Here is a 25,078-nt window from a genome sequence, read left to right as displayed (position 1 = left end):
GCGCTGCCCCGCCACGGGGGCGATGCGACCACCGTGAATGTGGTGATCTCGCTCGAGGAGCTCCGCAAGGACCTCGGGGTCGCCACCCTGGGTTATGACGAGACCAACGGGGCCACGATCACCGCGGCTGAGGCCCGGCGGATGGCGTGCAACGCGACCATCATCCCCTGGGTGTTGGGCGGTGATGGTGAGGTCCTCGACGCCGGCCGAGCGAGCAGGTTCTTCCAACCCATCCAACGCAAAGCACTCCGGCTCCAGCAGAAGTGCTGCCAGGCCGAAGGGTGTGACATGCCACCGGAATGGTGCGACGCCCACCACCTCGACCCCTGGGCAGCAGGCGGGAAGACCGACCTGAAGGACGGGGCATTGCTCTGCCCTCATCATCACCGGCTCGCGCACGCCCCGGCGTACACCCATGAGCGACTACCGGATGGCACCATCCGGTTCACCCGTCGCCCCTGAGACCTGCCAGGGTTCTGATTCATCCTGGCCGGGGTGATCGCCGTGCCGGCCCGTTTCCGCAGGTGTTCCCCACCGGTGCGGAGACTTCCCCACGCCTGTAGTCGCGCCCGCACGACGAGACCTCAACCTTCCCCGGACACCAGCTACAGCCCCAAGCCCGTGCCCAACTGAATCCGCTGCGCCACACCCTCGCCGCCGACCCCACGAAGCAACAGACGCTTACGCGATCCTCGAGAAGAATCAGGCGGTATCCTCGAAGACATGACCGCGTTGCCCGACTGGATGCACCCTCCCCGTGAGGAGGGTTGGTACTCCGAAGACCTCGACATGCTCGTCGAGGCGCCGCGTCATACCGAACTCATCGACGGAGCTCTGGTCTTCAATATGTCACCGCAGCGCCGCTGGCACAGTCGGCTCGTCACGGCCCTGACCAACGCGCTGACGGCGCAGGCGCCTGACGGGTTCGAGGTCGATCGGGAGCTGACGGTGGTGCTCGACAGGCGCAACCGGCCGGAGCCGGACGTGCTGGTGAGCACGGCGCGGATCTCCGACCAGGCGTCCTTCTACGATGCGAGCTCGGTGGCTCTCGTCGTCGAGGTGGTCTCGCCGGAGTCCGAGCACCGCGACCGGGCGGTGAAGCCGCAGAAGTACGCCGAGGCGGGCATCGCCCACTACTGGCGCATCGAGAACGAGGACGGCGCGCCCGCGATCCACGTCTACGAGCGCGACGACCTCACCAACGCCTACGTCCCGATCGGGATCTTCCGCGACCGGCTCGACGTCCCGTTGCCGTTCCCGGTCAAGATCGACCTCACCGACCTGCTCCGCTGACCTTCTCCTCCGCGGACACGTCGCTCCCCCATCGCCGGCAGAGCCGCACCGCGAAGGCCCCGGTCAGGCCAGAGCGGCGACGGCGGCCGCAAGATCGTCGACGGAGCGAGCACGCTCCGGGAGGCTGCCGTCGAGGCCCAGGCTGAGCTGGAGACCCTGGAAGGCGGCGTCGATGACGTGGGCAGCCCGTTCGGCGACCGCGGGACCCACACCGGACTTCTCCAGATGCGCGATGAGGCCGGCGATCCACAGCGAGTTGGCTTCGCGGACCGCCGATGCGTACGGCTCCTTGCCGAAGAGGCCGAGAGCGGCCGCCTCCACATAGATCCAGCTGCACCGGTCGCCCTCCATCACCGACCAGAGGTCGTGGACGGCGAGCCGCAGGTCCTTGGAGGGCTCGAGCGCGGCGACCGCGGCGACCGACCGCTCGTTGGAGGTGCGGAGCACGTCGGCGACCAGCTGGTCCTTGGTGCCGAAGTGGTAGAGCAGGACCCGGTTGCTGGTGCCCAGCTCGGCCGCCAGCGGGCGCAGGCTCAGCCCGATCAGACCGTTGGCGTGGACGTAGTCGGTCGCCAGCTCGGCCCAGGCAGCACGGCGCTGCGGATCCTTGGCGGGCGCGGTGGTCGCGATCGTCATGCGGCGACTCTAACAACTGGTTCGAGCCATTTGTAACAGCTGCAACAATTTTGTACCGCCTGCAACAATTTTGTCCCACAAGCCCTTGCCCTGGCCCTTCGCATCCGCGCAGGATCTTCTGCAATTCACCCGCGGTTGCCTGTTGAGCAACACGATGCTGGAGGTTGCATGGCCGAGATCTACATCGACGGGCGCTGGTCGCCCGCGCAGTCGGGCGACCAGCGGGAGATCCGCTGTCCCGCTGACGGCGCGGTCGTCGGAACCGTTGCTGAGGCCGGAGCGGAGGACACCCGCTCCGCGATCGCCGCGGCACGCCGCGCCTTCGACGAGGGACCATGGCCCCGCACCTCGGCGGCCGAGCGTGGTGCCCTGCTGGAGCGGGTCGCCCGTCTGCTCGAGCGCGACAAGCAGCTGGTGGCCCGGGCCGAGTCGCTCGACACGGGCAAGCGCCTGGTGGAGAGCGAGCTCGACATCGATGACATCGTCGCCGTCTTCGACCACTACGCGCGGCTCGCCGGCGAGGACCACACTCGCCCGGTCGTCACCGACCGGCCCGAGGTCGAGTCGGTGATCGTCCACGAGCCCGTCGGTGTCTGCGCTCTCATCACGCCGTGGAACTACCCGCTCCTCCAGACGGCCTGGAAGGTCGCCCCGGCGCTCGCCGCGGGCAACACCTTCGTCCTCAAGCCGAGCGAGCTGACGCCACACACCGCCATCCACCTGATGAGGCTGCTCGCCGAGGCCGGGCTGCCGGCGGGCGTCGGCAACCTCGTCCTCGGCGCCGGGCCGGTCGCGGGCGCTCCGCTCGCGGAGGACCCGCGGGTCGACCTGCTCTCCTTCACCGGCGGTCTCGAGACCGGCAAGCACCTGATGGCCACGGCCGCTGCCACGGTCAAGAAGGTCGCCCTCGAGCTCGGCGGCAAGAACCCCAACATCGTCTTCGCCGACTCCGACCGCGAGACGGCACTCGACAACGCGCTGACCGCGGTCTTCCTCCACTCCGGGCAGGTCTGCTCCGCCGGCGCCCGCCTCCTGGTCGAGGAGTCGATCCACGACGAGTTCGTCGACGCGCTCGTCGAGCGGGCATCCGCCATCCGGCTCGGAGGCCCTTTCGACGACAAGGCGGAGACCGGCCCGCTCATCTCGCTGCCGCACCTGGAGAAGGTGACGGCGTACGTCGAGGCCGGTATCGCCGAGGGCGCCGTGCTGCGCTGCGGCGGCGCCCGCCTCACCGACCCCGAGTACGCCGATGGCTACTTCTTCCCGCCCACGGTGCTCGACCGTTGCACCGCCGGGATGTCCGTCGTGCGTGAGGAGTCCTTCGGGCCGGTGCTGACCGTGGAGACCTTCCGCACCGAGGACGAGGCCCTGGCCCTGGCCAACGACACGATCTTCGGTCTGGCCGGCGGGGTGTGGACCTCCGATCCCGACCGAGCGCGCCGCATCGCCGCGGGGCTGCGTGCCGGCACCGTCTGGATCAACGACTTCCACCCCTACGTGCCGCAGGCCGAGTGGGGCGGGTTCAAGCAGTCCGGCGTCGGCCGCGAGCTCGGCATGGCCGGCCTGGACGAATATCGCGAGGCGAAGCACATCTGGCACAACACCACCCCCGAGCCCAGCCGTTGGTTCGGCGCGTGAGAGCAGGAGCTACTTCGATGGACAAGCAGTACGACTACGTGATCGTCGGCGGTGGTTCGGCCGGCAGCGCACTGGCCGCGCGTCTCAGCGAGGACCCCGCTCACCGCGTCCTGGTGCTCGAGGCCGGGCACAGCGACTACAAGATCGACCCGTTCGTGCACATGCCGGCGGCGCTCCCGTTCCCGATCGGCAGCCGGTTCTACGACTGGAAGTACGAGACCGACCCGGAGCCGCACATGGGTGGCCGCAAGGTCTACCACGCCCGCGGCAAGGTCCTCGGTGGCTCCAGCAGCATCAACGGCATGATCTTCCAGCGCGGCAACCCGCTGGACTACGAGCGCTGGGCCTCCGACCCGGGCATGGAGACCTGGGACTACGCCCACTGCCTGCCCTACTTCAAGCGGATGGAGAGTCGACACCTGGCCGACGGCAGCTCTGGGGCCGATGATTGGCGCGGCGGCGAAGGCCCGCTCCACCTCGAACGCGGCAAGTGCGAGAACCCCCTCTTCGGCGCGTTCTTCGACGCGGTCCAAGAGGCCGGCTATCCGCTGACCGACGACGTCAACGGCTACCGTCAGGAGGGCTTCGCGCCCTTCGACCGCAACGTCAAGCGCGGCCGTCGCTGGTCGGCCGCCCGGGCCTACCTGCACCCCGCGAAGAAGCGCCCGAACCTCACCGTCCAGACGTTCGCGTTCGCCGAGAAGATCCTCTTCGACACCACCGGCGACACGCCCCGCGCGACCGGCGTCGAATACACCCGCGGCGTCGGCCGCGCTGCCCGCAGGCACACCGTCCATGCTGGTGAGGTGATCCTCTGTGGCGGCGCAATCAACACCCCGCAGCTGCTCCAGCTCAGCGGCATCGGCGACCGCCAGCTCCTCGCGCAGCACGACATCCCGCTGGTCCACCACCTGCCCGGCGTCGGCGAGAACCTGCAGGACCACCTCGAGGTCTACATCCAGTACGCCTCGAAGCAGCCGGTCTCGATCGCCCCCGGCCTGGCCTGGCACCAGCGCCCGAAGATCGCCTGGCAGTGGCTGTTCCAGCGCAAGGGCCTGGGCGCGACCAACCACTTCGAGGGCGGCGGATTCTGCCGTTCCAACGAGGATGTCGACTACCCCAACCTGATGTTCCACTTCCTGCCGATCGCGATCCGCTACGACGGCACCAGCCCGACCGAGGGTCACGGCTATCAGGTCCACATCGGCCCGATGTACGCCGACACCCGCGGCTGGGTGCGCATCGAGTCCAAGGACCCGCGCGTGCACCCGTCCATGCGGTTCAACTACCTCTCGACGCCGACCGACCGCAAGGAGTGGGTGGAGGCGATCCGGGTCGCGCGCGACATCCTCAACCAGCCTGCGTTCGCGGCGTACAACGACGGGGAGATCTCCCCCGGACCGTCGGTGGAGACCGACGAGGAGATCCTCGAGTGGGTGCGTGAGGACGCCGAGACCGCACTGCACCCCTCGTGCACCGCGGCGATGGGCACCGGGGAGATGGCCGTGACCGACCCGCTGAGCATGAAGGTGCACGGCACCGACGGTCTGCGGGTCTGCGATGCCAGCGTCTTCCCCTACGTCACCAACGGCAACATCTACGCCCCGGTGATGATGGTGGCCGAGAAGACTGCCGACCTGATCCTCGGCAAGACTCCGCTGCCGCCGTCAGAGGTTCCCTTCTACAACTACCGCGAGGGCAGTCCGCTCGATCCCGAGCCGGCGGTCAGGACAGGTGAGCTGGCATGACCATCCGGACCACGGACACAGAGGGCACCACCGTCCCAGGAGCTACCGACGTGGCTGCCGCCACCCCGCCCGCCCTCAGGGTCGAGGGGCTGTGGAAGATCTTCGGCGCCAAGGCGGACAGGATCATCGGCTCCGGCGACGCGAAGCTGTCCCGCACGGACCTGCAGGCGAAGACCGGCTGCGTCGCCGCGGTGAAGGACATCTCCTTCGACGTCCAGCCGGGCGAGGTCTTCGTGATCATGGGCCTGTCGGGGTCGGGAAAGTCGACCCTGGTCCGGCTGCTCAACCGGCTCATCGAGCCCACCGCCGGCAGCGTGGTCGTCAACGGCGAGGAGATCACCTCCCTCCCCTCCGGCAAGCTGCGCGACATGCGGCGCCGACACATGTCGATGGTCTTCCAGCACTTCGGCCTCCTCCCGCACCGCACGGTGATCGACAACGTGGCCTACGGCCTCGAGGTCCGTGGCGAGGGGAAGGCCGCGCGCCGGCGCCGGGCCCAGGAGATGGTCGACCTGGTCGGCCTGTCGGGCTACGAGAACTCCTTCCCCGACCAGCTCTCCGGCGGCATGCAGCAGCGCGTCGGGCTGGCCCGTGCGCTCGCGGTCGACCCGCAGGTGCTCTTCTTCGACGAACCGTTCTCCGCACTCGACCCGCTGATCCGGCGCGACATGCAGGACGAGATCGTGCGACTGCACCACGAGGTCGGCAAGACCATGGTCTTCATCACCCACGACCTCCAGGAAGCCATCAAGCTCGGGGACCGGATCCTCATCATGCGCGACGGCGAGATGGTGCAGCTCGGCACCGCCGCCGAGATCGTCGCCCACCCTGCCGACGACTACGTCCGCGACTTCGTCAGCGAGGTCCCGAAGGGGCATGTGCTGACCCTGCGGTATGTCATGCAGCCCGTACGTCCCGGGGACTCCCTCGACGGGCCCGCCATGGACCCCGACACGGTCGTGTGGCAGGCCGCCCGCGCGGCCCTCGCCTCTGCCCATCCCGTGCGCGTCGTCGAGAACGGCGAGCTGATCGGCATCGTCGACGACGAGACCATCCTGCGCGTGGTCGTCGCCGAGGAGGAGACGGTCACGGAGACCGGTCCTGAGGCCGGGCCCGGGGCCGGGGAGTGAGTGGCATGTCCACATCGACACTCGAACGTCCCGCACCCAGCGGCGGCGAGCACCGTGACCAGGAGCCGGCTGGATCACCGGCGCTGACGACCCTGCGCCGCCACTGGCGCGCGACCTCGCTGCTCGTCCTGCTCGCGGTGTGGGTGCTGGCGTGGGCGCTCTTCAAGGATCAGTACACGCTGGCGATCGGGGGCTCGGCCCGCACACCGGTCTTCGACTGGCTCGGCGACCGCAGCGCCTGGGTCGAGCAGGCCGCATCAGACGGCAGCAACCTGGTGATCAACCTCGCGGGCGCGATCGCCGACCTCGTCGACAGCGTCTTCGCGTGGCTTCAGAGCATCTTCACCGTCGCCCGGTTCCCGCGCCCGCTACCGCAGATCGGCTGGCTCGGCACCATTGCGCTGGCGGCCCTGGTGGCGTACGCCGCGGCCGGCTGGCGCACGGTCGCGCTGGTGGTGCCGTGCTTCCTCGCCTTCGGGGTGCTCGGCTACTGGAACGACGCCATCGACCTCCTGATCGTGACCTTCTTCGCGGTCGTGGTCTCGTGCATCGCCGGCATCGCGATCGGTGTCCTGATGGCACACAGCCGGCGCGTGTCCGCCCTCGTCACGCCGATCCTCGACGTCATGCAGACGATGCCGCCGTTCGTCTACCTGCTGCCGATGAGCATCCTCTTCGGGATCGGTCCGGCGGCCGCGGTGATGATGACGCTGATCTACGCCGCGCCACCGGTCATCCGGATCACCGCGCACGGCATCCGGTCGGTCTCCGGCCCGGTGATCGAGGCGACCGACTCGCTCGGTCAGACCGGCCTCCAGCGGCTCTGGAACGTCGAGCTGCCGATGGCCAAACGCACGATCATCGCCGGCATCAACCAGACCATGATGGCGGCGCTCTCGATGGCGACCATCGCGGCGTACATCGACAGCCCGGGCCTGGGCCAGCCCGTGCTCGACGGCCTCAAACGCGGTCAGCTCGGCACCTCGTTCGTGGCCGGCATCGCGATCGTGATCATGGCCGTCATGCTCGACCGGTCGATGACCGCGGCCGGATTCCGCGCCGAGCTCGCCGCCCGTGCCGGCGAGCGGGGTGGCCCGTTCCGTCGCATCGGCCTGGCCGTCGCGACGGTCGGCACATTGATCGCGCTCTACCTGTCCCACAACTACATCTGGGCCAACGAGTTCCCGTCGCAGCCCGACCTCGGCACGCCGCTGCGCAACGCCGTCGACCGCTTCGGCGAGTGGCTGCGCAGCGACCTGTCGCAACTGACGGACGGCATCCAGCGTGGGTTCACCGACTATGCCCTCAACCCGATCCAGAGCCTCTTCGCGGACTCCCCGTGGTTCGTGACAGCGGCCGCCATCCTGGCGATCGCGGCCGTGGTCGGTGGCCGCCGCGCCGCGGTCGCGACCGTCCTCTGCCTGGGTATGATCCTCGGCCTCGGCCTGTGGAACCACGCCATGGAGACCCTCACCGCCTGTCTGGTGGCGACCGTCGTCGTGGTGCTGCTCGCGGTGGTCTTCGGCGTGCTCATGGGCCGCAGCAACCGGGTCGACATCGGTCTGCGGCCGATCCTCGACATGGGCCAGACCCTGCCGCCGTTCGTCTACCTCGTCCCCATCCTGATCCTGTTCGGCCCCAACCGCTTCACCGCGATGCTCGCCGGCGTCGTCTACGCCGCTCCGGTCGCGATCAAGCTGGTCGCCGACGGCGTGCGCGCGGTCTCCCCCAACACGATCGAGGCCGCCGAGATGGCGGGCTCCTCAGCCTGGCAGATGATCACCAAGGTCCAGCTGCCGATGGCGCGCAGCTCCGTGCTGCTTGCGACCAACCAGGGCCTGCTCTACGTGCTGTCGATGGTCGTCATCGGCGGCATGGCGGGTGCCGGCGCGCTGGGCTTCGACGTGGTGACCGGTTTCCGTCAGTCCAGCGCCGTCGGCCGCGGTCTCGCCGCCGGACTCACCATCGTGCTGATCGGCATCATGCTCGACCGCATCACGACGTACGGCGCCCAGCGGGCGTCCGCCGCGTCCACATCTTCGCGGGCCTGAGACCCGGCGATGTTCCACACCCCCTTCCCGAGAGGCAACAGCATGGAACTCAAGCGCCCGCGCACAGTCGCGGCTGTCCTGGCCGGATTCGGCCTGGCCATCACCCTGACCGGATGTGGCGGTGGTTCGATCGAGAACGCGACCGCCGATGGCGACACCGAGTGCGGCGACCTCGACGTCGCGATCAACCCATGGGTCGGCTACGAGGCCGACGCCCACGTGCTCGGCCACGTCGCCGAGACCCAGCTGGGCTGCACGGTCAACTACAAGGACCTCGACGAGCAGGTCTCCTGGAAGGGCTTCGGCAGCGGCGAGGTCGACGTCGTCGTGGAGAACTGGGGCCACCCCGAGCTGCAGAAGAAGTACATGGCCGACCAGGGCGGTGACGGCTCGGCCGTCGACTTCGGGTCGACCGGCAACGAGGGAGTCATCGGCTGGTACGTACCGCCGTGGATGGCGGAGAAGTACCCCGACATCACGGACTGGAACAACCTCAACAAGTACGCCTCCCTGTTCAAGACCACCGAGTCCGGGGACAAGGGCACGCTCTATGACGGCGACCCGGGCTTCGTCACCAACGACGAGGCGCTGGTGAGCAACCTGAAGCTCGACTACAAGGTCGTCTACGCCGGCAGCGAGACCGCCCTCATCGAGGCGTTCCGCGATGCGGAGAAGAACAAGAAGCCGATGCTCGGCTACTTCTACGAGCCGCAGTGGTTCCTCAGCGAGGTGGACCTGGTCAAGATCGACCTGCCCGAGTACACCGACGGCTGCGACGCCGACGCCGCCAAGGTCGCCTGCGACTACCCGGTCTACGACCTGAACAAGGTCGTGTCGAAGGAGTTCGCGGACTCCACGAGCCCGGCGGTCGACCTGGTCAAGAACTTCTCCTGGACCAACGAGGACCAGAACCTGGTCGCGAAGTACATCTCCGTGGACCAGATGAACCCCGACGACGCCGCCAAGAAGTGGGTCGACGCCAACCCCGAGAAGGTGGACGCCTGGCTGAAGGAATGACCTGTCACAGCGCGGCGATCGCCGGTGTCCTAGGGGTATGAACCGCAACAAGCAGGAGGACCCCATGAGCAAGCACCACGTGATCGTCGTCGGTGGCGGATACGCCGGCGTGATGGCCGCCAACCGGCTCACCAAGCGCGAGGACATCGCGATCACCCTGGTCAACCCGCGCGACCAGTTCGTCGAGCGGATCCGGCTGCACCAGCTGGTCGGCGGGACCTCGGAGGCCGTGGTGGCCTACACCGACGTGCTCAACCCGCGCGTGCGGCTGGTGGTCGACACCGTGGCCTCCATCGACGCGGTCGCGCGGACCGTCGCGCTCGGCAGCGGGCAGGAGATGTCGTACGACTACCTGGTCTACGCCGTCGGCAGCGCCGGCACGAGCCGCGTGCCCGGCACCGCGGATCACGCCTTCGGGATCTCGACCTACGAGGAGGCGACCCGACTGAAGGCGACGCTGGAGACGACGCCGGCCGACGCACCGGTGGTCGTCGTCGGTGGCGGCCCGACCGGCATCGAGGTCTCCTCCGAGCTCGCCGAGGCCGGCCGAAACGTGGCTCTGATCTGCGGCGACAGGCTCGGCCCGTGGCTGCACGAGAAGGGCCGCGCCGATGCCGAGCGCGCCCTGCGGCGGCTCGGCGTCGGCATCATCGAGGGCGTCCGGGTGGCAGCGGTGCTCGACGGCCGTGTACGCCTCGACAACGGCCGCGAGCTGCCCAGCTCGGTGACGATCTGGACCGCCGGGTTCGCCGCGCCGGACCTGGCGCGGGCGAGCGGACTGACCACCGACGAGCTCGGCCGGCTGGTCACCGACGAGACCCTGACCAGCGTCGACGACGACCGGATCGTCGCGACCGGCGACGCCTCGGCGCCCTCGGGCCTGGCGTACCGGATGAGCTGCCAGGCCGCGAACCAGCTCGGGCCGCTCGCCGCCGAGACGGTGCTCACGCGCCTCGCGGGCTCGAAGCCGAAGCCGGTCAGCATCGGCTTCGTGGGCGAGTGCATCAGTATCGGCCGCGGGCTGGGCCTGGTGAACTTCGCCCACCGCGACGACTCGGCCGTGGGCGCCCGTCTCCGCGGCATGCCCGCGGCGAAGGTGAAGGAGATCGTCTGCCGCAGCACGGTCTGGGTCCTGGGGATGGAGGCGCGTCGTCCCGGATCCGCGTTCGTCGTCAAGGACCGCTCGCGCGCCGCACGCGTCCAGGCGGCAGCGGCCACCCCGCTGGTCCGGGAACCCAGCCGGTGAATCTCGGCTGAGGTCGCGATGTCACAGTCCCGGGCGGTGTCTCGTCCCAGGGTGGAAGATGTCTACCGAGGAGGACGACCGTGACACCTGAGACCGAGATCGAGTTCGAGGAGCTGCGTCCGCTGCTGTTCTCGATCGCCTACCGGATCCTCGGCAGCGTGGGCGAGGCGGAGGACGCGGTGCAGGAGACCTGGATCCGGCTGGAGGGGACCTCGACCGAGCCCGACTCGCTCAAGGCCTATCTCTCGACCGTGGTCACCCGGATCTCCCTCGACGTGCTGCGCTCGGCCCGGGTGCGGCGGGAGACGTACGTCGGGCCGTGGTTCCCCGAGCCGCTGCCGACCGACACCCACGTCGACGAGCATGCGGGCCTCTACGCCAGCCCCGAGCGCGCGACCGAGCTGGCCGACTCGGTGTCGATGGCGGCGCTGCTGCTGCTCGAGCGGCTCAGCCCCTTGGAGCGGGCGGTCTTCGTGCTGCGCGAGGTCTTCCACTTCGGCTTCGCCGACATCGCCGCAGCGGTCGACCGGTCCGAGGCCGCCTGCCGTCAGCTCGCCTCCCGGGCCCGGCGCCACATGGACGACGGCAAGCCGCGGTTCGAGGCCGACCGGCGCAAGCGGGTCGAGCTCTCGAGCCGGTTCTTCGAGGCGTTGCGCGACGGTGACGTCGACCGGCTCCAGGCGCTGCTGGCGGCGGATGTGGAGACCGTCAACGACGGTGGTGGCGTGGCCGGTGGCGTCGGTGGCCGGTTCGGTGCGGAGAAGGCCGCGCGCATCCTGGTCGCGGCCGTGCCACCCCTGCTCGCCATGGGCGCCCGCCTGGAGCAGCGCGAGCTCAACGGCGAGCCCGGAGCCATCCTTCGCGACGCCGACGGCGCCATCCTCGGCACCTGGACCCTCGACATCCTCGACGGCCAGGTCCAGCGGATCCGCTCGGTCACCAACCCCGAGAAGCTGGACCACCTGGGCCCGGTCGCCGACCTGAAGGACGTCGTCCGCCGCCGCAATCGCCACCGCCGCGGGCAGTGATGTCGCTGCCCGCGGCGGCGCGGTTCCGTGCGGGTCGGGTCGTCAGGCGGCGGCACCCTGCGGGTCCGGGGACCGCCGCAGACCGAGGTCGGCGGTGCGTACGTCCTTGGTCTCGCGGGCGGTCAGGGCAGCGATCGACGCGACGAGGCAGACGACCGCGGTGTAGCCGGCAGTGACGACCCAGCCGCCCTCCTGCACGCCACCCAGAGCGGTGACGATCGACGGCGTGAACCCGGCCAGCAGGAAGCCGATCTGGGTGCCGATCGCGACGCCGGAGAACCGCACCGGGGTCGAGAACATCTCGCCGTAGAACGACGGCCAGGTCGCGTTCGCGGCCGCATAGCCGAACGAGAAGGTCACGATCGCGAGCGCGAAGACGAGCAGCTCGCTGCCCTGGCTCATCGAGAGCAGGTAGAACGGCATCATCACCGCGCTGGCCACGGCCCCGTAGATGAAGACCGGCTTGCGCCCGATCCGGTCCGCGAGCCGGCCGAACATCGGCTGGGTGAACAGCGCGACGACGTTGGCCGCGACGACCAGCCACAGCGTGATCGAGTCGACCATGCCGACCGCGACACCGTAGGCGATGGCCAGGTTGCCGAAGACCGTGGAGACGGCCGCGATGAAGGCGCAGCAGATGACGCGCAGCACGTCGGCCCAGTGGTCCCGCAGCAGCACCGCGAGCGGCAGCTTGGCGACCTCGTTGTTGGCCTTGGCCTCCTCGAACTCCGGGGTCTCGTTGAGGCGGCTGCGGATGAAGAACGCCACCATGACCACGATCGCGGAGAGCCAGAACGGGATCCGCCAGCCGATGCTGTACTTGATGTCGTCCGGCAGCGCGACGACCGGGATGAAGACGAGCGCGGCCAGGATCTGACCACCCTGGGTGCCGGTGAGCGTCCAGGAGGTGTAGAAGGAGCGCTTGTCGTCGGGGGCGTGCTCGAGCGTGAGCGAGCTGGCGCCGGCCTGCTCGCCGGCGGCCGAGAGCCCCTGGAGCAGACGGCAGAACACCAGCAGTGCGGGCGCGATCCAGCCGGCCTGGTCGTAGGACGGCAGGCAGCCGATCAGGAACGTGCCGCCACCCATCAGCAGAAGGGTGAACAGCAGCACCTTCCGGCGGCCGATCCGGTCACCGAAGTGGCCGACGAAGACCGCGCCGACCGGCCGGGCGACGTACGCGAAGGCGAAGGTCGCGAACGACATCACCAGGGCGGCGTCACCGGCTGTGGGGAAGAAGACGTGCGGAAAGATCAGCGCCGCGGCAGAGCCGAAGATGAAGAAGTCGTAGTACTCGACGGCGCTGCCCATGAAGCTGGCCAGCGCGGCCCGGACCGGGGTCTTGCCTTCTTGGTTCGCACTGCTGTCGGTGTCAGGTCCCGCCATCGGGTCCTCCTCGGGTAGGCCCGCGGTTCCTGACCGCGGACGGGTGGGGGGGGTGGAGTTTGTCTGGCTCTTCGAATTGCTGGGGGGTCAGCCGGCCGCGGCCAGCTCGCGCAGGTGGGCGAGCATCCGCTCGGCATCGGGGTCGATGCCGGTGATCAGCCGGAAGGCGTCGACGGCCTGGTAGACCGCCATGTGGCCTCCGTGGAGAGTCCGGCAGCCGACCTCACGCGCCGCCTGCAGCAGCGCGGTGTCCAGAGGCCTGTAGACGATGTCCGCCACCCACAGCTCGGGGCGGAGGAGGCTCGTCTCCAGCGGCGTACCGGGGTGGTCGGCCATGCCGACCGGGGTGCAGTTGACCAGTCCGTCGGCCTCGGGAACGAGCGCGGGCAACTTGTCGACGTGGCTCGCCTCGACCGTGCTCTCCGGGTGGTGCCGCCGGATCTCCTCGACGCGCGCCTGGGCGCGGTCGAGGTCCATGTCGGCGATGACCAGCCGGTCGGTCCCCTGCGATACGAGCGCGTGGGCGACGGCCGAGCCCGCCCCGCCGGCGCCGAGCTGCACGACCGTGCCGAGCGAGGCATCCGGCATCCCGGTACGCAGCGCGTGGCCGAAGCCGGTCGTGTCGGTGTTGTGGCCGACCGCACCCTCGTCGGTGAAGACCACGGTGTTGACCGCACCGAGCCGGGCCGCGGTCTCGTCGAGCCGGTCGAGGTGCTCGATCACGAGCTCCTTGCACGGGTGGGTGATGTTGAGCGCGTCGAAGCCGAGCCGCCGGGCGTCCCTCATCAGGTCGCCCACACCCTCGGCCGGGATCCCCAGATCGGTGATGTCGAGCGTCTTGTAGACGTACGACAACCCGTGCTCGAACCCTTCGCGCATGTGCAGCGCCGGACTCAGCGAGGGTCCGACGCCCGCGCCGATCAGGCCGACAAGAAACGAAGACTTCATCTGAGCGATCCTTAATGTACGAACTAGTACGTTACGAGAGTGAAGGGGATCACATCACGCCCCGGGTCGTCAACCCCCGCACGGCAAAGAGCCCGTCCCCGCGGCGCGGGGACGGGCTCTTCAGGGTTCGTGTCAGCGAGCGGTGAGCCAGCCGACGACGATGTCGCCGAGGATGCGGCGGTGACGCTCGCGAACGTCGGGGGCGAGCATGTCGCGACCGAACAGGAAGCCGAAGGTGGCGCTGTTGGCGACCTGGAAGACGCAGTAGGCGCTGATCATCATGTGCACGTCGACCGCGTCGACGTCAGCACGGAGGTCACCGGACGCGCGGCCGCGGGCGAGGACCTCCTCGAGGACGCTGGCAGCCGGGGCGCCGAGCTCGCGCAGCGACTCGACCTTCTCCATGTGCCGGCCGCGGTGGATGTTCTCGACCGAGACGAGGCGGATGAAGTCGGGGTGGTTGACGTGGTGGTCGAAGGTGAGCTCGGCAATACGACGGATCGCGTCGACCGGCTCGAGATCACCGGCATGCAGGCTCTGCTCGAGCTCGCGGATCCGGCGGTAGGCAGCCTCGAGCACAGCCAGGAACAGCCCCTCCTTGCCGCCGAAGTAGTAGTAGATCATCCGCTTCGTGGTGCGGGTGCGCTCGGCGATCTCGTCGACCCGGGCGCCCGAGTAGCCCTGCTCCGAGAAGACCTCGGTGGCAACCTCGATCAGCTCGGACCGGGTGCGTTCGGCATCGCGCGACTGAACCATGCCCCGAGCCTAGAGCACGACTCACTTCCCAAGCGGGAGCAATGTATGTACCGTTTCGTACATTAGCTACGAACGGAGACCCATGCGCACCTCGATCGCCACCGTCTGCCTCAGCGGCGGCCTGGTCCAGAAGATGTACGCCGCGGCCGAGGCGGGATTCGACGCGATCGAGATCTTCGAGCCCGACCTCATCGCCGCGCCCCAGTCCCCCGAGGAGATCCGGGCACTGGCCGACCGGCTCGGGCTCACTCTCGACCTCTACCAGCCCTTCCGTGACGCCGAGGGCGTCGACGAGGCAGCCTTCGGCGACGTGCTGCACCGGGCCGAGGCGAAGTTCCGGCTGATGCGCCGGCTCGGCATCGACCTGATGCTGGTGTGCAGCAACGTCGGCACCGCGACCGTCGACGACGACGAGGTCTCCGCGGGACAGTTGCGCCGACTCGGTGACCTGGCGAGCACGTACGACATCCGGCTCGCCTACGAGGCGCTCGCCTGGGGTCGGTTCGTCGACGACTACCGGCGTTCGTGGCGGATCGTGGAGCTCGCCGACCACCCCAACGTCGGGATCTGCCTGGACAGCTTCCACATCCTCTCCCGGGGCCACGACCCCAAGCAGATCGAGGACATCCCGGCCGAGAAGATCTTCTTCCTCCAGCTCGCCGACGCGCCGGCGCTCAGCATGGACGTGCTCTCCTGGAGCCGTCACCACCGGCTCTTCCCCGGCGAGGGCAGCTTCGACCTGCCGGCCTTCCTCGGCCACGTGCTCCGCGCCGGCTATGACGGACCGCTGTCGCTGGAGGTCTTCAACGACACCTTCCGCCAGACCGACCCGGTCCGGACCGCGCGCCAGGCACAGCGCTCGCTGCGCTGGCTCGCCGACCGTACCGCCGACCTGCTCGGCGAGGAGGCCGGCCCGCTCCCCCGGCTGCCGGAGGTGGCCTCGCCGGAGGCCTTCGACTTCGTGGAGATCAAGGCGCCGGACACCTCCGGGGTCGAGGTACTGCTCGAGCAGCTCGGATTCGACTTCGGCGGCCGCCACCGCAGCAAGCAGGTGCGCCTGTGGACCTGGGGCTCGGCCCGGATCGTGTGCAACGACGTGCCGAGCGCCTCCCCCGAGCCCAGGATCGCCGCGGTCGGCTTCGACGTCGCCGACTCGGACCCGGCCGCCGAACGCGCCGCGCGGCTGATGGCGCCGCCGGTCCACCGCCGGACGTACGCCGGGGAGCAGACGCTGCACGCCTTCACCTCCCCCGACGGCACCGAGGTCTTCCTCTCGCACGCCGCGGACTGGATCGGCGAGTTCGACGGCGGAGCCTCGAGCACCGACAGGCTCGGCGCCCACATCGACCACGTCAACCTGGTCCAGCCCTGGCACAGCTTCGACGAGGCGGTCCTCTTCTACACCAGCGTGCTGTCGCTGACCCCGCAGCCGACCCAGGAGGTCGCCGGCCCAGCCGGTCTCGTCCGCAGCCAGGTGATGAGCTCGCCGGCCGGCGGCGTACGCCTTCCGCTCAATCTGCTCCCGACCGGGCAGCTCCCCCACGACCAGCAGGGCCATGCCCAGCACGTCGCGCTCGCCTGCCACGACATCATCGGGGTCGTCGCGGCCGCCCGGGAGCGCGGCCTGCGGCCGCTGAAGGTCCCGGGCAACTACTACGACGACCTGGTCGCCCGCTTCGGCCTCGCCGACGACCTCGTCGCCATCCTCCGCGAGCTCGACCTGCTCTACGACCGCGACGCCGACGGCGAATACCTGCACTGCTACACCGAGACCGTCGGCGAGGTCTTCTTCGAGCTCGTCGAGCGCCGCGAGCGCTACGACGGCTACGGCGCCGGCAACGCCCCCGTGCGCTTGGTCAGCCAGGCCGGCTGACCGGCGACCCGTCGGTTGAGCCCGGTGAGCGCCAGCGAGCCGGTGTCGAAACCAACACAGTTCGTACGCGACCGTGTTGGTCTCGACACGCCTTCGCCTAGCGGCTCCGGCGGCTCGACCAGCGGGTGATGGTCAGAAGTTGCCGCGGCGCTCCTGCTCGCGCTCGATGGCCTCGAAGAGGGCCTTGAAGTTGCCCTTGCCGAAGCCGAGGGAGCCGTGGCGCTCGATCAGCTCGAAGAAGACCGTGGGGCGGTCGCCGATCGGCTTGGTGAAGATCTGCAGCAGGTAGCCGTCCTCGTCGCGGTCGACCAGGATGCCGCGCTTCTGCAGCTCCTCGATCGGTACGCGCACCTCACCGATCCGGGCACGCAGCTCGGGGTCCTCGTAGTAGGAGTCGGGGGTGTTGAGGAACTCGATCCCGGCGTCGCGCAGCGCGTCGACGGTGGCCAGGATGTCGCCGGTGGCCAGCGCGAGGTGCTGGGCGCCGGGGCCCCGGTAGAACTCCAGGTATTCGTCGATCTGCGACTTCTTCTTGGCGATCGCCGGCTCGTTGAGCGGGAACTTCACCCGATGGTTGCCGTTGGCCACGACCTTCGACATCAGCGCGGAGTAGTCGGTGGCGATGTCGTCGCCGATGAACTCGGCCATGTTGGTGAAGCCCATGACGCGGCCGTAGAAGTCGACCCACTCGTCCATCTTCCCGAGCTCGACGTTGCCGACGACGTGGTCGAGCGCCTGGAAGAGGCGCTTGGGGGCGCCCTCGGGCTTCTTCAGCGTCGAGCTGCGGGTGACATAGCCGGGCAGGTAGGGGCCGTCGTAGCCGGACCGGTCGACCAGCGTGTGTCGGGTCTCGCCGTAGGTGGCGATGGCGGCGATGCGTACGGTGCCGTGCTCGTCGGTCACGTCGTGGGGCTCCTCCACGACGCGGGCGCCCTGCTTGCGGGCGTGCTCGATGCAGCGGTCGACGTCGGGCACCTCGAGGGCGATGTCGATGACGCCGTCACCGTGACGGGCGTGGTGGGCGATGATCTCGCTCTCCGGCGCGACGCCGCCCTTGATCACGAACCGCACTCCCCCGCTGCGCAGCACGTAGGAGTGGTGGTCGCGGTTGCCGGTCTCGGGACCGGAGTAGGCGACCAGCTCCATGCCGAAGGCGCTCTGGAAGAAGTGGGCGGTCTGGGTGGCGTTGCCGACAGCCCACACGACCGCGTCCCAGCCGGTGACCGGGAAGGGGTCGGAGGTGTCGTCGTAGGCCACCAGGCCGACGAGCTGCTCCAGCTCGGCCAGCCCGAGTCCGGCGAGCTTCTCTTGGTTGGTGAGGGTGTCTGCAAGCGTCATGCGGGCAAGTCAAGTGCGCCCGATCACACCAAACAAGTTGACCACTGAGCGCTGGTCAATCTGTCAGATCCGACCAGCGATAGACACGCTCGACTAGACAATCTGACTACCATCGAGTCATGAACCTCGATGACCTCGACGTCACTCTCCTGGAGACTTTGTACGCCCACCCGCGAGTCGGCGACCTCGAGCTCTCCCGGGTCGCCCGCGTCGCCCGCGCGACCGTGCAGAGCCGGCTGCGCAAGCTGGCCGAGGCGGGCGTGATCCGCGACTGGGCGCCGACGATCGACCCGGCCGCCGCCGGCCACACGGTGCAGGCGTTCGTGACCTTGGAGATCTCCCAGGGAGCCCTCGAGGACGTACGCCGCGACCTCGCCGAGATCCCCGAGGTGCTGGAGGCGTACGTCACGACCGGCTCCTTCGACGTCTTCTGCAAGGTCGCGACCGGGTCGCACGCGAAGCTCCAGGAGGTGCTCGTACGCATCGACCAGTCCCACGCCGTCGTCCGCTCGACCAGCGTGGTCACCCTCTCCACCCTCATCGAGCCGCGCACGCTCGACCTGCTGCGCACCGGAGCGACGCCGCGCTGACCACTCGATGAGACTTTTGTCGACGAGATTGCTAACAATCTTGTTGATGATCTATCGTCTGTGACGTGCGTCATGCCCCAGACCCCCGAACCCAGACACCCGTGCGGTGTCTCCTCATGCGCGGCGGGACCTCGCGCGGTCCGTTCTTCGACGCCCGCGACCTGCCCGCCGACACCGCGCGACGCGACGCGGTGCTGCTGGCGGTGATGGGTTCTCCCGACCCGCTCCAGGTCGACGGGGTCGGTGGCGGGCACCCGCTGACCAGCAAGGCCGGCATCGTCGCGCCCGGGGTCGACGGCATCGATGTCGAGTGGACCTTCGCCCAGCTCCAGCCCGACTCGGACCGGGTCGACACCACCCCCAACTGCGGGAACATGCTGGCCGCGGTGCTGCCGTTCGCGATCGAGATGGGCATGGTGGTCCCCGACGGCGACACCACCACGGCCCGAGTCCTCACCCGCAACACCGGCGCGGTCGCCGAGATCACCGTGTCGACTCCGGCCGGGCCGGACGGCACGCGCTTCGTACGCTACGACGGCGAGGCCCGCATCGACGGCGTCCCCGGCACGGCGGCACCGGTGCGGATCGGGTTCCTCGACACCGCCGGCTCGGTGGCCGGGAGCCTGCTGCCGACCGGCAACGTACGCGACACCGTCGAGGTCCCGGGCGTCGGCCCGATCGACGTCACCCTGATCGACAACGGCCAGCCGCTGGTGATCGTCGACGCCCGCGACCTCGGCGCGACCGGTTCGGAGAGCCCCGAGGAGATCGACGCCGACGAGGCGCTCCGGGCGCGGATCGAGGCGCTGCGGATCCTCACCGGCCACGCGATGGGGCTGGGCGACGTCACCGAGAAGAGCTATCCCAAGATGACCCTCGTCTCCGCCCCGAGGGACGGGGGCGCGCTCAGCACCCGCAGCCTCATCCCACGCCGCACCCACCGCTCGATCGGCGTCCTGGCCGCCGTCACCGCCGCGACCGCGGCGGTGCTGCCCGGCTCCGTCGCCCACGACCTGGCGGTGCTGCCGACGGTCACCACGACGCCGGACGGGGGCGAGACCACGCTCAGCGTCGAGCACCCCACTGGCGAGTTCAGCGTGACCCTGGGCCTCGACCCGGACGACCCCACCCGCGTGACCCGATCCGCCCTGCTGCGTACGGCTCGGCTGATCATGGCCGGCGAGGCCATGATCCCGAGCGCCGTCTTCGCCCCCACCGAGGAAGCCCCCGCATGATCATCGACATCCACGGCCACTACACGACCGCACCGGCGCCGCTGGGTGAGTGGCGCGACGCCCAGGTCGCGGCACTGACCGACCCCGGCAAGGCGCCTGACCCGGCGGGACCGCGGATCTCCGACGACCAGATCCGCGAGACCATCGAGGCCAACCAGCTGCGGCAGATGGACGAGCGCGGCATCGACATGACCGTCTTCTCCCCGCGGGCCTCGTTCATGGCCCACCACATCGGCGACCTGGAGACGTCGACCGCGTGGGCGCGGATCTGCAACGACCTGTGCGCCCGGGTGGCCGAGCTCTACCCGACCCGGTTCGCCGCGGGCGCGATGCTCCCGCAGTCGCCCGGGGTCGACCCCGCCACGACCGTCGCCGAGATCGAGCGCGCCGTCACCGAGCTCGGTGCCGTCGCCGTCAACGTCAACCCCGACCCGTCCGGGGGCCACTGGACGGCGCCGCCCCTGACCGACCGCTCCTGGTATCCGATCTGGGAGAAGCTCTCCGAGCTCGACGTATCGGCCATGGTCCACGTCTCCACCAGCTGCAACCCGGCCTTCCACACCACCGGCTCTCACTACCTCAACGCCGACACGACCGCGTTCATGCAGCTGCTCACCGGTGACCTCTTCGCAGACTTCCCCGATCTGCGCCTGGTGATCCCGCACGGCGGCGGCGCGGTCCCCTATCACTGGGGCCGGTTCCGCGGCCTCGCCCAGGCGCTCGGGAAGCCAGACCCGACGCAGACCCTGATGAGGAACGTCTTCTTCGACACCTGCGTCTACCACCAGCCCGGGATCGACCTCCTCCTCGACGTGATTCCGCACAGCAGCGTCCTGTTCGCCTCGGAGATGATCGGCGCCGTCCGCGGCATCGACCCGGACACCGGCCACCACTTCGACGACACCCGCCGCTACGTCGAGACGTACGCAGCCCGCAACGGCCTCACCGAGGCCGAGCTCGCCGCGCTGACCGAGACCAACGCCCGCCGCGTCTACCCGCGCCTGGATCGGCGGATCCGGGCGGCCGAACCCCCTGTAACACGTCGTTCGTAGGACTACTCGCCCTATCTGAACGACCGGACAGTCCTACGAACAGCGTGTTACACCCCGCGACCCCCGCCACCCACCCCAGCTAGGAGACACCGTGCACGAGCTCGGAGTTGTTCACACGACCATCGACCGCGCCGACCCCGCGGCCGTCGAGGCGCTGTCCGAGTTCGGCGTCGCGACGATCCACGAGGCGATGGCGCGGCTCGGGCTGCTGCGGCCCTACATCCGCCCGGTCTACGAGGGCGCGAGGCTGTGCGGCACGGCCGTGACCGTGCTGCTCCAGCCCGGTGACAACTGGATGCTGCACGTCGCCGCCGAGCAGGTCCGGGAGGGCGACGTGGTCGTGGCCGGCTGCGTGACCGAGTCCGAGGACGGCTTCTTCGGCGAGCTGCTGGCCACCTCGCTGCGCAGCCGCGGCGCCCGCGGCCTGGTCATCGACGGCGGCTGCCGCGACGTCGACGAGCTGCGCGAGATGGACTTCCCGGTCTTCTCCCGGGCGATCAACGCGAAGGGCACCGTCAAGGCGACCCTCGGCTCGGTCAACGTCCCGGTCAACGTCGCGAACGCGCTGGTCAACCCCGGGGACGTCGTCGTCGCCGACGCCGACGGCGTGGTCGTCGTCCCGGCCGCCCGTGCCGCCGAGGTCGCCGAGGCCGCCCGTCGCCGCGAGGACGCCGAGGCCGGCAAACGCGCCCGCTTCCAGCAGGGAGAGCTCGGCCTCGACATCTACGACATGCGCCCGAAGCTCGCCGAGCTCGGCCTCACCTACAAGGACTGATCCGATGGTCACCCCCGGCTGGCTGCACTGGTTCGAAGGACCCACCGAGCCCACCTTCACCCTCCCCGAGGGCGCGGTCGACGCGCACTGTCATGTCTTCGGCCCGGCCGAGGAGTTCCCGTTCGCGCCGGAGCGCAAGTACACCCCGGTCGACGCCTCCAAGGACCAGCTCTTCGCGCTCCGCGACCACCTCGGCCTGGCCCGCAACGTCCTCGTCCAGGCGACCTGCCACGGCGCCGACAACAGCGCCCTCCTCGACGCGCTCGCACACTCCGACGGACGAGCCCGAGGGGTGGCGACGGTGCGCGCCGACATCACCGACGAGGAGCTCGCAAGCCTCCATGAGGCGGGGGTCCGCGGCGTACGTTTCAACTTCGTCAAGCGTCTCGTCGACGTCACTCCGACCAAGACGCTGGAGACGATCGCGGCCCGGATCGCCCCGCTCGGCTGGCACGTGGTGATCTACTTCGAGGCCGCCGACCTACCGGACCTGAAGGACTTCTTCGCGAGCCTGCCGGTGCCGCTGGTCGTCGACCACATGGGCCGCCCCGACGTGACCAAGGACCCCGACGGGCCCGAGTTCGCGGAGTTCCTCGACTTCGTCGCCGCAGGCGACGTGTGGGTCAAGGTCTCCTGCCCCGAGCGCCTCACCGTGACCGGCCCCGCAGCCCTCGACGGGCAACGACACGCCTACCGCGACGTCGTCCCGTTCGCCCGCACGGTCGTCGAGCGCTTCCCCGACCGCGTGCTGTGGGGCACCGACTGGCCGCACCCCAACCTGAAGGACCACATGCCCGACGACGGGCTGCTGGTCGACCACATCCCGCACATCGCCCCCACCCCCGAGCTGCAGCAGGCGCTGCTCGTGGACAACCCCATGCGCCTGTACTGGCCCGAAGGAGAGCACAGTGCCTGACCTCACCCCCACCAACGCAGCCAACCGGCTCGACCGGCTGCCCATCTCCAGGTTCCACAAGCTCGCCACCGTCGCGCTCGCGTTCGCCTACTTCTTCGAGTTCGCCGACATCAACACCTTCGCCACGACGGCGCCGGTGATGCGCGAGCAGTGGGGCGTGACGATCAACCACATCGCGTACGTCACCTCCCTCTCGTTCGTCGGCATGTTCATCGGGTCCGTGGTGGCCGGCGGTCTGGCCGACCGGCTCGGCCGGAAACGTACGCTCGTGGCGACCACCATCTGGTTCTCGGTCTGGTCCTTCGCCAGCGTCTTCGCCTGGGACATCGTCGCGATGGGCTTCTTCAGGGTGATGACCAGCGCCGGGCTCTCCGCGATGACCGTGGTGGCCGTGGTCTACATGAACGAGCTCTTCCCGCGCGCCAAGCGCGGCAAGTTCCAGGCGTACGTCATCGTCATCGGCATCTGTGGGACGCCCGCCACCAACCTGATCGCCTCCGCGGTCGTGCCGATCGCCGACTGGACCTGGCGCCTGGTCTACCTCTGGGGCGCCCTGGGTGTGCTCTTCCTCTTCTTCGTACGCCGCCTGGTGGAGTCGCCGCAGTGGCTGGAGTCGCGTGGGCGGCATGCGGAGGCCGAGGAGATCCTGGCCGGTCTGGAACGCGACGCGACCGCCGAGCACGGCACCCTTCCCGCGCCCGCCGCGCCCGTCGAGGACGGCCCGGCCACCAAGGCGGGTCTGGCGATGCTGAGGGACAAGCGGTTCCTCTACCCGACGATCCTGCTCTCGGTGCTGTGGATCTCCCAGACGATCGGCTTCTTCGGCTTCTCCTCCTGGGCACCCACCCTGCTCGCGGCCGAGGGTGTCAGCGTCGAGGACTCGATCTTCTACGTCGCGCTGACCACCATCGGCGCCCCGCTCGGCTCCTTCCTGGCCTCGCTGGTCACCGACCGCTACGAGCGCAAGTGGTGTCTGGTCGTCTTCGGCCTGATCATCGCCGGTTCCGGTCTCCTCTACGGGCTGACCTTCACGCCGCTGCTGATCGTCGCCTTCGGGTTCCTGGTGAACCTGTTCGAGCGTGGCTACACCGCGCTGGCCTACGCCTACTCCCCCGAGCTCTTCGACACCAGGGGCCGCTCCCTCGGCACCTCGCTCTCCTACGGTCTCGGCCGGCTCTCCAACGCCGCCGGCCCGCTGATCATCGCCGGTCTCTACAGCGGGCTGGGCTACCAGGCCGTCTTCTACTTCATCGCCGGCACCTGGGTGGTCGGCGCGCTCGCCCTGGCGATCTTCGGCCCGGCGACCCGCAAGGCCCGCCTGGCCGCCGAAGCCGCCGCCGTCCCGGCTCACTGAAGGGAGCGATCATGCTCGACCCCGTTCCGGAGAACCTGACCACGCTCAAGCGGATGGTCGCCGAGACCCCCACCCGCCCACCGCTGGGCGACGTGGCGCACATCGGCCACGCCCAGCTCTTCACCCCGACGCCCACCGAGACCGTCGGATTCTTCACCGACTTCCTCGGCCTGACCGTCTCGGCGCAGGAGGGTGACCACACCTACCTGCGCACCTGGGACGACTACGAGCACCACAGCATCGTGGTCACCGAGCGGGACACACCCGGCATCGGGCGTACGGCGCTGCGCTGCTCCTCCCCCGAGGCGCTCGAGCGCCGGATCGCGGCCGTCGAGGCCACCGGCGCGAGCGGTGAGTGGACGGAGGACGAGCCGGGCATCGGGCCGCTGTGGGTGACCCACGATCCCGACGGGCACGAGTTCGCGCTCTACCACGAGACCGACTATTGGGAGGCGCCCTCGCCCGAGCTCCGGCCCGGGCTCAAGAACCAGCCCCAGGCCAAGCCCGGCCACGGGGTCGCGGTGCGGCGCCTGGACCACATCAACTACCTGGCCCGCGAGGTCGAGTCGACCACCGGCTTCGTGATCGAGGCCCTCGGAGCGCGGCCCACCGAGCAGATCCGGCTCGACGACGGCCACATCGGCGCCCGCTGGTCGACCTTCACCCAGAAGTCGTACGACCTCGTCTACACCGAGGACTGGACCGGGTCGACCGGCCGGCTGCACCATCTGGCTTTCGCCACCGACACCCGCGAGGACATCCTGCGAGCCGCCGACCTCGCCCTGGACACCGGCGTGTTCATCGAGACCGGACCGCACAAGCACGCGATCCAGCAGACGTTCTTCCTCTACGTCTACGAGCCCGGCGGCAACCGGATCGAGCTGTGCAACCCGCTGACCCGGCTGATCCTCGCCCCCGACTGGCCGCTGATCACCTGGACCGAGGCCGAGCGCGCCAAGGGGCAGGCGTGGGGCCTGAAGACGATCTCGTCCTTCCACACCCACGGCACCCCGGTCGTCGACACCCCGGGGTCGTGAAGCTGGGTTGTGAAGCTGAGAGTGACCTATAGGC

General features: G+C 69.5%; 22 protein-coding genes. 17 read left to right on the top strand and 5 right to left on the bottom strand.

The window, feature by feature from the left end; all coding sequences use genetic code 11:
- Together ACFU7D_RS16565 and ACFU7D_RS16560 are read left to right on the top strand one after the other, a co-directional pair.
- Positions 1-462, top strand: a 462-nt coding sequence (locus tag ACFU7D_RS16565) for a DUF222 domain-containing protein (RefSeq protein WP_378868896.1), incomplete at its 5' end; no start/stop codon positions are given.
- A 261-nt stretch (positions 463-723) separates the two neighbouring features.
- Entirely contained in the window at positions 724-1,293 is a 570-nt protein-coding gene (locus ACFU7D_RS16560; RefSeq protein ID WP_378723921.1) for a Uma2 family endonuclease, read from the top strand.
- A 63-nt stretch (positions 1,294-1,356) separates the two neighbouring features.
- Here ACFU7D_RS16560 and ACFU7D_RS16555 read toward each other — a convergent pair whose 3' ends face one another.
- Positions 1,357-1,929: a TetR/AcrR family transcriptional regulator gene (locus tag ACFU7D_RS16555; protein WP_378868893.1), complete on the bottom strand. Its 573-nt coding sequence runs from the start codon at positions 1,927-1,929 to the stop codon at positions 1,357-1,359.
- A 168-nt stretch (positions 1,930-2,097) separates the two neighbouring features.
- Between ACFU7D_RS16555 and ACFU7D_RS16550 the strand changes: the two genes are divergently transcribed.
- The 7 genes from ACFU7D_RS16550 (at position 2,098) to ACFU7D_RS16520 (ending at position 11,787) form a co-directional block, all read left to right on the top strand.
- On the top strand, positions 2,098-3,567 hold the full coding sequence (locus ACFU7D_RS16550; protein WP_378868890.1) for an aldehyde dehydrogenase family protein: 1,470 nt from the start codon (positions 2,098-2,100) through the stop codon (positions 3,565-3,567).
- 17 nt (positions 3,568-3,584) lie between these two features.
- Complete coding sequence (betA, locus tag ACFU7D_RS16545) at positions 3,585-5,315, top strand: choline dehydrogenase (protein ID WP_378868887.1); 1,731 nt, start codon at positions 3,585-3,587, stop codon at positions 5,313-5,315.
- Entirely contained in the window at positions 5,312-6,445 is a 1,134-nt protein-coding gene (locus ACFU7D_RS16540) for a glycine betaine/L-proline ABC transporter ATP-binding protein (protein WP_378868885.1), read from the top strand. The genes betA and ACFU7D_RS16540 overlap by 4 nt, the downstream gene beginning before the upstream one ends.
- 5 nt (positions 6,446-6,450) lie before the next feature.
- The gene (locus ACFU7D_RS16535; RefSeq protein ID WP_378868882.1) at positions 6,451-8,496 is read left to right on the top strand and encodes an ABC transporter permease; all 2,046 of its coding nucleotides are present in this window, start codon (positions 6,451-6,453) and stop codon (positions 8,494-8,496) included.
- Positions 8,497-8,538: 42 nt separating this feature from the next.
- The gene (locus tag ACFU7D_RS16530; RefSeq protein ID WP_378868879.1) at positions 8,539-9,513 is read left to right on the top strand and encodes an ABC transporter substrate-binding protein; all 975 of its coding nucleotides are present in this window, start codon (positions 8,539-8,541) and stop codon (positions 9,511-9,513) included.
- Positions 9,514-9,577: 64 nt separating this feature from the next.
- The gene (locus ACFU7D_RS16525; protein ID WP_378868876.1) at positions 9,578-10,759 is read left to right on the top strand and encodes an NAD(P)/FAD-dependent oxidoreductase; all 1,182 of its coding nucleotides are present in this window, start codon (positions 9,578-9,580) and stop codon (positions 10,757-10,759) included.
- 80 nt (positions 10,760-10,839) lie between these two features.
- Positions 10,840-11,787, top strand: a complete 948-nt coding sequence (locus tag ACFU7D_RS16520; protein WP_378868873.1) for an RNA polymerase sigma-70 factor — start codon at positions 10,840-10,842, stop codon at positions 11,785-11,787.
- Between the two features lie 42 nt (positions 11,788-11,829).
- On the opposite strand, the gene ACFU7D_RS16515 is transcribed toward ACFU7D_RS16520, so the two are convergent.
- The 3 genes from ACFU7D_RS16515 to ACFU7D_RS16505 all read right to left on the bottom strand — a co-directional run bounded on the left by ACFU7D_RS16515 (position 11,830) and on the right by ACFU7D_RS16505 (position 14,874).
- Positions 11,830-13,170 (bottom strand): MFS transporter, encoded by a 1,341-nt coding sequence (locus ACFU7D_RS16515; RefSeq protein ID WP_378868871.1) that lies wholly within the window; start codon positions 13,168-13,170, stop codon positions 11,830-11,832.
- Positions 13,171-13,257: 87 nt separating this feature from the next.
- The gene (locus ACFU7D_RS16510) at positions 13,258-14,118 is read right to left on the bottom strand and encodes a shikimate dehydrogenase (protein WP_378868869.1); all 861 of its coding nucleotides are present in this window, start codon (positions 14,116-14,118) and stop codon (positions 13,258-13,260) included.
- 132 nt (positions 14,119-14,250) lie between these two features.
- Entirely contained in the window at positions 14,251-14,874 is a 624-nt protein-coding gene (locus tag ACFU7D_RS16505; RefSeq protein ID WP_378868867.1) for a TetR/AcrR family transcriptional regulator, read from the bottom strand.
- Positions 14,875-14,956: 82 nt separating this feature from the next.
- Here ACFU7D_RS16505 and ACFU7D_RS16500 point away from each other — a divergent pair, with 82 nt between their 5' ends.
- Positions 14,957-16,747, top strand: a complete 1,791-nt coding sequence (locus ACFU7D_RS16500; RefSeq protein WP_378868864.1) for a bifunctional sugar phosphate isomerase/epimerase/4-hydroxyphenylpyruvate dioxygenase family protein — start codon at positions 14,957-14,959, stop codon at positions 16,745-16,747.
- A 132-nt stretch (positions 16,748-16,879) separates the two neighbouring features.
- Here the strand turns inward: ACFU7D_RS16500 and hppD are convergent, their stop codons facing one another.
- Complete coding sequence (gene hppD / locus ACFU7D_RS16495; protein ID WP_378868862.1) at positions 16,880-18,085, bottom strand: 4-hydroxyphenylpyruvate dioxygenase; 1,206 nt, start codon at positions 18,083-18,085, stop codon at positions 16,880-16,882.
- A 119-nt stretch (positions 18,086-18,204) separates the two neighbouring features.
- Between hppD and ACFU7D_RS16490 the strand changes: the two genes are divergently transcribed.
- From ACFU7D_RS16490 to ACFU7D_RS16460, 7 genes are all read left to right on the top strand, one after another.
- Entirely contained in the window at positions 18,205-18,675 is a 471-nt protein-coding gene (locus ACFU7D_RS16490; protein ID WP_378868860.1) for an Lrp/AsnC family transcriptional regulator, read from the top strand.
- Between the two features lie 65 nt (positions 18,676-18,740).
- The gene (locus tag ACFU7D_RS16485; protein WP_378868857.1) at positions 18,741-19,910 is read left to right on the top strand and encodes a 4-oxalomesaconate tautomerase; all 1,170 of its coding nucleotides are present in this window, start codon (positions 18,741-18,743) and stop codon (positions 19,908-19,910) included.
- Positions 19,907-20,962: an amidohydrolase family protein gene (locus ACFU7D_RS16480; protein ID WP_378868855.1), complete on the top strand. Its 1,056-nt coding sequence runs from the start codon at positions 19,907-19,909 to the stop codon at positions 20,960-20,962. The genes ACFU7D_RS16485 and ACFU7D_RS16480 overlap by 4 nt, the downstream gene beginning before the upstream one ends.
- 91 nt (positions 20,963-21,053) lie before the next feature.
- Positions 21,054-21,737, top strand: a complete 684-nt coding sequence (gene ligK / locus ACFU7D_RS16475; RefSeq protein ID WP_378868853.1) for a 4-carboxy-4-hydroxy-2-oxoadipate aldolase/oxaloacetate decarboxylase — start codon at positions 21,054-21,056, stop codon at positions 21,735-21,737.
- A 4-nt stretch (positions 21,738-21,741) separates the two neighbouring features.
- Positions 21,742-22,653 carry an amidohydrolase family protein gene (locus ACFU7D_RS16470; protein WP_378868851.1) on the top strand — a complete coding sequence of 304 codons (912 nt, stop codon included), beginning with the start codon at positions 21,742-21,744 and terminating at the stop codon, positions 22,651-22,653.
- Positions 22,646-24,007: an MFS transporter gene (locus ACFU7D_RS16465; RefSeq protein WP_378868849.1), complete on the top strand. Its 1,362-nt coding sequence runs from the start codon at positions 22,646-22,648 to the stop codon at positions 24,005-24,007. Before ACFU7D_RS16470 ends, ACFU7D_RS16465 begins: the two co-directional genes overlap by 8 nt.
- A gap of 11 nt (positions 24,008-24,018) precedes the next feature.
- Positions 24,019-25,044 (top strand): VOC family protein, encoded by a 1,026-nt coding sequence (locus ACFU7D_RS16460; protein WP_378868847.1) that lies wholly within the window; start codon positions 24,019-24,021, stop codon positions 25,042-25,044.
- The last annotated feature ends 34 nt before the right edge of the window (positions 25,045-25,078 follow it).

This window comes from Nocardioides sp. NPDC057577 (assembly GCF_042801335.1).
Taxonomy (GTDB): domain Bacteria; phylum Actinomycetota; class Actinomycetes; order Propionibacteriales; family Nocardioidaceae; genus Nocardioides.
The sequence above is the reverse complement of the archived record's forward strand: the minus strand, read 5'-3'. Positions and strand labels throughout refer to the sequence as shown.